General features: G+C 67.7%; 8 protein-coding genes and 1 tRNA gene. 3 read left to right on the top strand and 6 right to left on the bottom strand.

Features of this window, described 5'->3' with window-relative positions; genetic code table 11:
- A partial coding sequence (locus tag VP06_RS14930; protein ID WP_048464572.1) for a Ros/MucR family transcriptional regulator occupies window positions 1-202 on the top strand: 202 nt, incomplete at its 5' end.
- A gap of 106 nt (window positions 203-308) precedes the next feature.
- Here VP06_RS14930 and lon read toward each other — a convergent pair.
- The 5 genes from lon to VP06_RS14905 form a co-directional block, all read right to left on the bottom strand.
- Window positions 309-2,732, bottom strand: a complete 2,424-nt coding sequence (gene lon, locus VP06_RS14925; protein ID WP_048464571.1) for an endopeptidase La — start codon at window positions 2,730-2,732, stop codon at window positions 309-311.
- A 270-nt stretch (window positions 2,733-3,002) separates the two neighbouring features.
- Window positions 3,003-4,274 (bottom strand): ATP-dependent Clp protease ATP-binding subunit ClpX, encoded by a 1,272-nt coding sequence (gene clpX, locus VP06_RS14920; RefSeq protein WP_048445376.1) that lies wholly within the window; start codon window positions 4,272-4,274, stop codon window positions 3,003-3,005.
- A 265-nt stretch (window positions 4,275-4,539) separates the two neighbouring features.
- Window positions 4,540-5,163: an ATP-dependent Clp protease proteolytic subunit gene (locus VP06_RS14915; RefSeq protein WP_048464570.1), complete on the bottom strand. Its 624-nt coding sequence runs from the start codon at window positions 5,161-5,163 to the stop codon at window positions 4,540-4,542.
- A gap of 110 nt (window positions 5,164-5,273) precedes the next feature.
- Window positions 5,274-6,698: a trigger factor gene (tig, locus tag VP06_RS14910; protein ID WP_048464573.1), complete on the bottom strand. Its 1,425-nt coding sequence runs from the start codon at window positions 6,696-6,698 to the stop codon at window positions 5,274-5,276.
- Between the two features lie 140 nt (window positions 6,699-6,838).
- Window positions 6,839-6,923 (bottom strand) — tRNA-Leu (locus VP06_RS14905).
- Between the two features lie 178 nt (window positions 6,924-7,101).
- Between VP06_RS14905 and VP06_RS14900 the strand changes: the two genes are divergently transcribed.
- A complete protein-coding gene (locus VP06_RS14900; protein WP_048464569.1) occupies window positions 7,102-8,556 on the top strand; it encodes a multicopper oxidase family protein in 1,455 nt (484 codons plus the stop codon).
- Between the two features lie 266 nt (window positions 8,557-8,822).
- A complete protein-coding gene (locus VP06_RS14895) occupies window positions 8,823-9,302 on the top strand; it encodes a hypothetical protein (RefSeq protein WP_048464568.1) in 480 nt (159 codons plus the stop codon).
- Window positions 9,303-9,397: 95 nt separating this feature from the next.
- Here the strand turns inward: VP06_RS14895 and rpmG are convergent, their stop codons facing one another.
- Window positions 9,398-9,565, bottom strand: coding sequence for a 50S ribosomal protein L33 (gene rpmG, locus VP06_RS14890; protein ID WP_048464567.1), 168 nt, complete (start codon window positions 9,563-9,565; stop codon window positions 9,398-9,400).
- Window positions 9,566-9,718: the final 153 nt, after the last annotated feature.

Below are 9,718 nucleotides of genomic sequence, written 5' to 3'. Positions count from 1 at the left end.
CCCGGACTACCTGATCAGCCTTGAGGACGGCCGTCAGTACAAGTCGCTCAAGCGCCACCTCTCGACCCGCGGCCTCACTCCCGAGGAGTACCGCCGCAAGTGGGGGCTGCCGCACGACTACCCGATGGTCGCCGCCAACTATGCCGCCCAGCGCTCCGAACTCGCGAAGAACAGCGGGTTGGGCCGTCGTCGGAGCGCCTGATCGCCCGGGTTTTCGCCTCAGGCGAGGGGGCTCCGGCCCGAGCAAAAAAAGGCCCCCGGATCGTCGGATCCGGGGGCCTTTCCGTGAGCCGCAATCGGTCAGGGCGTTAGTGCGCCACCAGCCCCGACGCGTCGTCCTCCGACCGGGTGGGCGACGCCTTCGGGAGCGGCTCGTCCCAGTCGATCGCCTCTGGCTTGCGGATCAGCGCCCGCTCGAGAACCTGGTCCATGCGCGAGACGGGGACGATCTCAAGCCCGTTCTTCACGCTGTCCGGAAGTTCCACCAGATCCTTGGCGTTCTCCTCCGGGATCAGCACGATCTTGATGCCGCCCCGCAGAGCCGCCAGCAGCTTCTCCTTGAGACCGCCGATCGGCAGCACCCGACCGCGCAAGGTGACCTCGCCGGTCATGGCGATGTCGCGGCGCACCGGGATGCCGGTGATGACCGAGACGATCGCCGTCGCCATGGCGATGCCGGCCGAGGGCCCGTCCTTCGGGGTCGCGCCCTCCGGCACGTGGACGTGGATGTCCCGGCGCTCGAACATAGGCGGCTCGACGCCGAAATCGACGGCCCGCGAGCGGACGTAGGACGCCGCCGCCGAGATCGATTCCTTCATCACGTCGCGCAAGTTGCCGGTCACCGTCATCTTGCCCTTGCCGGGCATCATGATGCCTTCGATCGTGAGCAGCTCGCCGCCGACCTCGGTCCAGGCCAAGCCGGTGACAGCGCCGACCTGATCGTCGGTCTCGACCTCGCCGTAGCGGAACTTCGCCGGGCCGAGGAAGGTATCGAGGTTGTCGGCCGAGACCGTCACGCTCTTCACCCCCGACATCAGGATCTCCTTCACCGCCTTGCGGATCAGGTTCGAGATCTCGCGCTCCAGGTTCCGCACGCCCGCCTCACGGGTGTAACGGCGGATCAGGAGCATCAGGCCGTCATCGGTGATCGACCATTCCTTGGGCTCAAGGCCGTGCTTCTTCAGGGCACCGGGCATCAGGTGCTTGCGCGCAATCTCGACCTTCTCCTCCTCGGTGTAGCCGGCGATGCGGATCACCTCCATCCGGTCCAGAAGGGCCGGCGGGATGTTGAGGGTGTTGGCCGTGGTCACGAACATCACGTTCGACAGGTCGTAATCGACCTCGAGGTAATGGTCGTTGAAGGTCGCGTTCTGCTCCGGATCCAGCACCTCAAGGAGCGCCGCAGACGGGTCGCCGCGGAAATCCATGCCCATCTTGTCGATCTCGTCGAGCAGGATGAGCGGGTTCGAGGTCTTGGCCTTGCGCATCGACTGCACGATCTTGCCGGGCATCGAGCCGATATAGGTCCGCCGGTGACCGCGGATCTCGGCCTCGTCACGGACGCCGCCGAGCGACATGCGAACGAACTCCCGGCCCGTCGCCTTGGCGATCGACTTGCCGAGCGAGGTCTTGCCGACGCCGGGCGGTCCGACGAGGCAGAGGATCGGGCCGGTGAGCTTGTTGGCGCGCTGCTGTACCGCCAGGTACTCGACAATCCGCTCCTTGACCTTGTCGAGACCGAAATGATCGGCATCGAGCATGGCCTGCGCGCCGGGCAGATCCTTCTTGATCTTCGAGCGCTTCCCCCACGGGATGCCGAGCATCCAGTCGAGATAGTTGCGCACGACCGTCGCCTCGGCCGACATCGGCGACATCTGGCGCAGCTTCTTCAGCTCGGCCAGCGCCTTGTCCCGCGCCTCCTTCGACAGCTTGGTCTTCTCGATCTTGTCCTCGAGCTCGGCCAGCTCGTCGCGGCCATCCTCGTCGCCGAGTTCCTTCTGAATGGCCTTCATCTGCTCATTCAGGTAGTACTCGCGCTGGGTCTTCTCCATCTGCCGCTTGACGCGGGTGCGGATGCGCTTCTCGACCTGCAACACCGAGATCTCGCTCTCCATCAGCGAGAGCACGCGCTCCAGCCTCTGGGCGACGGTCGGGATCTCGAGGATCGCCTGCTTGTCGGAGATCTTGACCGCGAGGTGCGACGCGACCGTATCGGCGAGCTTCGAGGGCTCGTCGATCTGGATCACCGCCGAGACCACCTCGGGCGAGATCTTCTTGTTAAGCTTGACGTAGTTCTCGAACTCCGAGATCACCGAGCGCGCGAGCGCCTCGGCCTCGATCTTGTCGCCGAGGTCGTTCGGCAGGACTTCGGCCTCGGCGGCGTAATACTCGTCCGAGCGGACGAAATCCTGGATCTTGGCCCGGCCGCCGCCCTCAACCAGCACCTTCACGGTGCCGTCGGGGAGCTTGAGCAGCTGGAGCACGCTGGCGAGCGTGCCGATGGTGTAGATCGCGTCGGTGGCCGGATCGTCGTCGGTGGCGTTGACCTGAGTGGCGAGCAGGATGTGACGGTCGGTCCGCACCGCCTCCTCGAGGGCCCGGATCGATTTCTCGCGGCCGACGAAGAGCGGCACGATCATGTGCGGGAAGACCACGATGTCGCGCAGCGGCAGGACCGCATAGGTCCCGGTCGATCCGGGGACGACGGGCTGGCGCGATTTCGGCTGGGTCATTGACTGACTTCCTTGTGTGGTGACGCCCAGGTCCCTCCCCTCGCAGGGGAAAAGCAGGAGGAACGGGGGGCCGACCGGGCCGCGGGGGTCGGAACGAGGAGAGCGGCCGGGTCGCGGCACCGCACCTCGTTTCTCGTGAGCATGCGGCCGCCGCGTTGACTCTCAGGTGGCTGCTCCGGATGCCGCTTTCAAGCACCGTGCCACCCGGCCGCATTCGGCCGCGTCTCAAAGCAAGAGGCCGCCGTTGTTGCGGCGGCCTCCGGGTGACGATCAGGCGCTGGCGCTCGCCGGTGCATCCTTGCCACGGTCGCCGTGGATGTAGAGCGGCCGCGACTTGCCGTCGACGACCTCCGGTCCGATCACCACCTGCTCGACCGAATCGAGGCCCGGCAGATCGTACATCGTCTCGAGCAGGATGCTCTCCAGGATCGAGCGCAGGCCGCGGGCACCGGTCTTGCGCTCGATGGCCTTGCGGGCGACGAGGCTCAGCGCCTCCTCCTGGAACGTCAGATCGACGTTCTCCATCTCGAACAGGCGCTGGTACTGCTTGACCAGGGCGTTCTTCGGCTCCTGGAGGATGCGCTTCAGCGCGGTCTCGTCGAGATCCTCCAGGGTCGCCAGGACCGGGAGACGGCCGACGAATTCGGGGATCAGGCCGAACTTCAGCAGGTCCTCGGGCTCGACATTGCGAAAAATCTCGCCGGTGCGACGATCGTCCGGGGCCTGGACGGTGGCGCCGAAGCCGATCGAGGTGCCCTTGCCGCGGGCCGAGATGATCCGCTCCAGCCCCGCGAAGGCGCCGCCGCAGATGAACAGGATGTTGGTCGTGTCGACCTGGAGGAATTCCTGCTGCGGATGCTTGCGCCCGCCCTGCGGCGGTACGCTGGCGACCGTGCCCTCCATGATCTTCAGGAGGGCTTGCTGCACGCCCTCGCCCGACACGTCGCGGGTGATGGAGGGGTTATCCGACTTGCGGGAAATCTTGTCGATTTCGTCGATGTAGACGATGCCGCGCTGCGCCCGCTCGACGTTGTAGTCCGACGCCTGGAGCAGCTTGAGGATGATGTTCTCGACATCCTCACCGACGTAACCGGCTTCGGTCAGCGTCGTCGCGTCGGCCATCGTGAATGGCACATCGAGGATGCGCGCCAGCGTCTGAGCCAGAAGCGTCTTGCCCGAGCCGGTCGGACCGATCAGCAGGATGTTGGACTTCGCCAGCTCGACGTCGTTGTGCTTGGTCGCGTGCGCCAGGCGCTTGTAGTGGTTGTGCACAGCCACCGACAGGACCTTCTTGGCAAAGTCCTGCCCGATGACGTAGTCATCCAGAACCCGCCGAATCTCCTTCGGGGTGGGTACGCCGTCCCGCGACTTCACCAGCGAGGACTTCGATTCCTCGCGAATGATGTCCATGCACAGCTCGACGCACTCATCGCAGATGAAGACGGTCGGGCCCGCGATCAGCTTTCGAACCTCGTGCTGGCTCTTGCCGCAGAACGAGCAGTACAGCGTGCTCTTCGAGTCGTTGCCGCCAGCCTTGCTCATATGGGTCTCCAAGTCCCCGACCGGCCCCGCCCCGGGGACGCGACCGCATCGCTTTTAGATAGTGGCGCCCGGCTAAAGAAACAGTCACCGCCTCCCGCGCGCCGAGCGCCCGACGCAGAATCGCGATGCAAACACGCAGCCACCGCCGGATCAATCCCATGGATGCGACAGGCACTCGCCAAATAGCCGCATCGGGCATCCGCCAACCGGGACGGCGGCTCCCGCCGGAGGGGTTTCCCCCGGCGGGGTGCGTGGCCGCAGGCGGTTACGCCTGCGCCTCGGCCCGCTTCTGGAGCACCTCGTCGATCAGGCCCCACTCCTTGGCCGCGTCGGCGGTCATGAAGTTGTCGCGCTCCAGTCCCTGCTCGATGGCGTCGTAGTCGCGGCCGGTGTGCTTCACGTAGATCTCGTTGAGGCGCCGCTTCAGCGCCTCGATCTCGCGGGCATGGATCAGGATGTCGGTGGCCTGGCCCTGGAAGCCGCCGGAGGGCTGGTGCACCATGATCCGGGCGTTCGGCAGGGCGAAGCGGTGGCCGGCCTCACCGGCAGCCAGGAGCAGCGAGCCCATCGAGGCCGCCTGGCCGACGCAGAGCGTGGCCACCGGGCAACGGATGAACTGCATCGTGTCGTAGATCGACAGGCCGGAGGTGACCACACCACCCGGCGAGTTGATGTAGAAGGAGATTTCCTTCTTCGGGTTCTCCGCTTCGAGGAACAGCAGCTGCGCCACGATCAGCGACGCGGAATAATCCTCGACCGGGCCGGTCAGGAAGATGATGCGCTCGCGCAGCAGGCGCGAATAGATGTCGAAGGCACGCTCGCCGCGGCTCGACTGCTCGACCACCATGGGAACGAGCGCGCTGTTGTAATACTCGACCGGATCTCTCATCTCACTGGCCCTCTGAACGGAACCCGGCCGCCTGCGGCGGCCGGGATGACGGCGGAACGAACGACCTCGCAGGCCCCGTCCGCCGCCCGTTCGAAGGGGTCGGCCGGGGATCAGGCCGGGTAGGACTCACCCGCGGGAGCGGCCTCGGCCGGCTCGGCCTGCGCCGTGCCGCCCTTGGTGCCCGCCTCGGCCTCATCCTCGTCGGCGAACAGCGTCTCCTTGGAGACGGGCTCCTCGACCAGTTTGACCTGCCCGAGAACGTGGTCAACCACCTTCTCCTCGAACAGCGGGGCGCGCAGCTCGGCCAGCGCCTGCGGGGTCTTGCGGTAGAAATCCCAGACCTGCTGCTCCTGGCCCGGGAACTGACGGATACGGGCGATCAGGGCCTGATTCACCTCGTCGTCCGAGACCTTGATATCGGCGCTCTCGCCGGCCTGCGCAAGCACCAGCCCAAGGCGCACGCGGCGCTCGGCGATCCGGCGGTACTCGGCCCGCGCCTTCTCCTCGGTGGTGTCCTCGTCCTCGAAGGTCTTGCCGCGGTTCTTCAGGTCCTGCTCGACCTGGGCCCACACGGCCGCGAATTCCTGATGGACGAGGCTCGGGGGCAACTCGAAGGAGTAGCGGCTGTCGAGGGCATCAAGGAGGCCCTTCTTGAGCTTCTGGCGCGAGGCCGCCTCGTATTCGCGGCCCATGGTGCTGCGCACGGCGTCCTTGAGGGCGTCGAGCGAGTCCATGCCGAAGGTCTTGGCCAGCTCGTCGTCGATCGTCAGCTGACCCGGATACTGGATGCCCTTCATGGTGACGTCGAACTCGGCGGCCTTGCCGGCGAGGTGCTCGGCCCCATAGGCTTCCGGGAAGGTGACCTGGACCAGGCGCACGTCACCGACCCGGGCGCCGAGCAGCTGGTCCTCGAAGCCGGGGATGAAGGTGTTCGAGCCGAGTTCGAGGCTGACGTCCTCGCCGCTGCCGCCCTCGAACGGGGTGCCGTCGATCCGGCCGGTGAAGTCGATGATGACCCGGTCGCCGGTCTCGGCGTACTGGCCCTCGGGACGGTCAGTGAACGGACGGTTGGCGGCCGCCATCCGCTCGATCGTGGCGTTGATCTCCTCGTCGGAGGGGGTGACGACGAGCTTGGTCAGGCTCACGTCGGACAGATCGACCAGGTCGAAGCTCGGCATCACCTCGAGTGCGATCTTGAAGGCGAGATCGGCCTTGGCGTCGAGCGCCTTCTCGATCGCGTCCTTGTCCTCGGGCATCTGCACCTGAGGCTCGAGGGCGAGCTTGAGCTTGTTGTCCTCGACGATCTTCTGGTTGGCCTCGTTGATGGCGTTCTGGACGACGTCGGCCATCACGGAACGGCCATAGACCTTGCGCAGGTGGGCGACCGGCACCTTGCCCGGGCGGAAGCCCTTGAGCTGCACCTTGCCCTTGATCCCGTCGAGTTCGGTCGCGAGCCGGCTCTCCAGCTCGGCCGCGGGCAGAACCACCTGGAATTCGCGCTTGAGCCCGTCGGACTTGGTCTCGGTCACCTGCATCGTCGTCATTCCGCCTTGCACCTTCGAATCCGGCCTGGCTGCGGCCCGGACGGCGCGGGCTTGCACCGTGCGACGGGACCGTCAGGACAAGGAGCCGGGCTTGCTGCTTGAACCCAATCCGTCGTGTCGCCTGGCGGATGTGGTGCGGGCGGAGGGGCTCGAACCCCCACGACTCTCGTCACTGGAACCTAAATCCAGCGCGTCTACCAATTCCGCCACGCCCGCGACGCTCGCGCCCGGGGCCTTACGCGCCCGGGCGCGGCTCTATAGCATGGTGGATCGGTCACGCAGCAAGAATTTTAACCGGCGCCTCGCCGCGCGCCCGCGCCCCGGCTACAAGGCGGGTCGCCGCGTCAGGCCGCCTGCCCCGCGCGCGATCGTCCGCTCCGTTCAGCGAGGTGCCATGCCGTCGTCCCTGCCGCCCTCGCGCCGCGCGCTGCTCGCCGGCGCCGCGCTCTCCCTGGCGCCCGCCCTTGCCCGGGCGCAAGGCGCTCCGTCCGGGACGCCTGCGCAGCGAGCGCCCGCGCAGGGAGCGCCCGGCGCGGCGGAGGCGCGGCCGCTGATTGCGGCGCCCGCGACGACGCGGATCAAGCCGGAGCCGGCGCCCGAGACCCCGGTCTGGACCTTCGACGGCAAGGCCGGCGGACCGGCGGCACCGCCGGTCCTGCGGATCAAGCGCGGCGAGGCGGTCCGGCTGCGCCTGGAGAACAAGACCGAGCGGCCCCTGTCGCTGCACTGGCACGGCGTGCGCAACCGCAACGCCATGGACGGCGTCGGCGGAGTCACCCAGAGCCCGGTCGCCCCCGGCGCGAGCTTTCTCTACGAGTTCACCCCGCCGGATGCCGGCACCTTCCTGATTCGCCCGCTCGTGGTCGGCGGGTCGAGCGAGCCGGCCGGGCGCGGGCTGTCCGGGATGCTGGTGGTCGAGGAGACGAAGCCTCCGGTGGTCGACCGCGACGTGCCGCTGCTGCTCCAGGATTGGCGCCTCGAGGCCGACGGGACGCTCGCGGGTTTCGGGCAGGTCGCCTTCGCGGCGAGTGCGGGCCGGCTCGGCAACGCGCTCACCGTCAATGGACGGCCCACCCCCGAGACGATCGAGGCGGCGCCGGGCACCCGCCTGCGTCTGCGGCTCGCCAATGCCTGCAACGCCCGGGCGACGCGGATCCGCTTCGACGGCCTCAAAGCCTGGGTGGCGGCGGTGGACGGGCAGCCGACCGACACCTTCGAGCCCCTGCGCGCCACGCTCCCGTTCCAGCCCGGCACCCGCTACGACATCCTCCTCGACGTGCCGGCGGCCTCCGACCCGGCCGGAAGCGTCGTGGCGCTGATCGGGCAGGGGATGCCGCTCGCCCGCATCGTGCCGAAGGGCGAGCCGGTCGCGGCCCGGCCGCCGGTGGCGCCGATCGGCGAGAACACCCTGCTGCCGCCGGAGATCAAGCTTCAGAACGCCTTCCGGCGCGACATCGCCATCGCGGGTGGCGCGGTGTTCGACAAGGCCAAGCCCGAGGCCGCCCCGGTCTTCACCGGCGACCCGACCCGGATCTGGACGCTGAACGGCGCCGCCGGCCGGGCGGAGAACCCGCCCCTGTTCTCGGTCAAGCGCAACACCGCCGTGGTGCTGGCGCTCACCAACACCACGGCCTTCCCGCAATCGCTCCACCTGCACGGACACGTCTTCCGGCTGCTCCACCCCCTCGACGACGGCTGGGAGCCGTACTGGCTCGACACGTTCCAGCTGCTGGAGGGCCGCACCGCCCGGATCGCCTTCCTGGCCGACAATCCCGGCCGGTGGTTGTTGAGCGCCACCGCCCTGGAGCGGTTCGATACCGGCCTGTGGGGCTGGTTCGACGTGACTTAGGCTCTCTCGGGGCCCCCTCGGGGCCTGTCGCCTCGATTCATGCGTCCAGCGGTCGCGGAGCGCCCGCTGGATGGCCGACGGCCGCGCTGAACGCGATGTCTTCACGTCCTTGCCACCGCCGGATTCACCGGGATTTGCTTCAAGCGTGGCAGTATGTCGATCGAGAGAATGTGTTAACGCAGGCCCATGCATCGGGCGGATGCTTGGAGCATGCTGGCGCACCAGCAGCGCGCAAGGAGCTGCCGCGCATCGACGAGGTGCCCAGCATGGAACATCAGCCGCTTCGCCACATCCGTGACATCGCCGATGTCGGGACGGTCCCGCCCCTTGAAGGCAGGACGCCTCTCGAGGGCCGCCGCGCCCGTCTCGAACGCTTCGCCGAGATCCTCGAACGCGATCCCGATCGCAGCTTCATCACGCTGGAGGAGATCGAGTTCGTGCCCCGGACGGAGCGGGCGGCGATCCGGGCCGACAATTCGCCGCTCGCCTTCGCCTATGCCGATCCGGTGCTGCGGGCGAACGGACTGGCCGACGATACCTTCGGGGAAGCCCGCCGCTTCTTCGCGCTGAGCACCGGCGAGGCTCATCGCCTGCTCTGCTCGTGCGTGAACGGGCGCACCGTCAAGGCCGGGCCGACCGCCAAGCGCCTGCGCCGCCTCGCCGCCCGCCGGCCCGGCCTGTGGCTCGCCTATGGCTGCGCCGCCGGCTTCGTCGCCCTGCCGGGCGCGCTGTACCTGTTCGGCTGACGGAGCCGCGCCAACGCAAAAAGGCCGTCCCGACGACGGGCGGCCTTTCTCACGCTGAACGATGCCGCCGCAAGATCGTCAGATCTCGCCCCAGCTCACTTGATCTTGGTTTCCTTGAACTCGACGTGCTTGCGCGCGACCGGGTCGTACTTCTTGAACGACAGCTTGTCGGTCTTGGTGCGGGAGTTCTTCTTGGTGACGTAGAAATAGCCGGTATCGGCGGTCGAGAGCAGCTTGATCTTGACAGTGACGGCCTTGGCCATGGCGCGACCTCTTGTGGATGATGGGTGTTGCGCCCGGAGGACCGAAACGCAAAACGGCCGGGCAGGCCCGGCCAGAACGCGGCGCTTTCCTGCCCCATCGCCTTTCGGGCGTCAAGCCCGGGCGACCGACGGCCCAGGGCAATCGCTTCAGCC

Origin of the sequence: Methylobacterium aquaticum, assembly GCF_001043915.1 — a bacterium.
GTDB lineage: Bacteria > Pseudomonadota > Alphaproteobacteria > Rhizobiales > Beijerinckiaceae > Methylobacterium > Methylobacterium aquaticum.
This window is presented reverse-complemented; position numbering and strand designations above follow the sequence as displayed.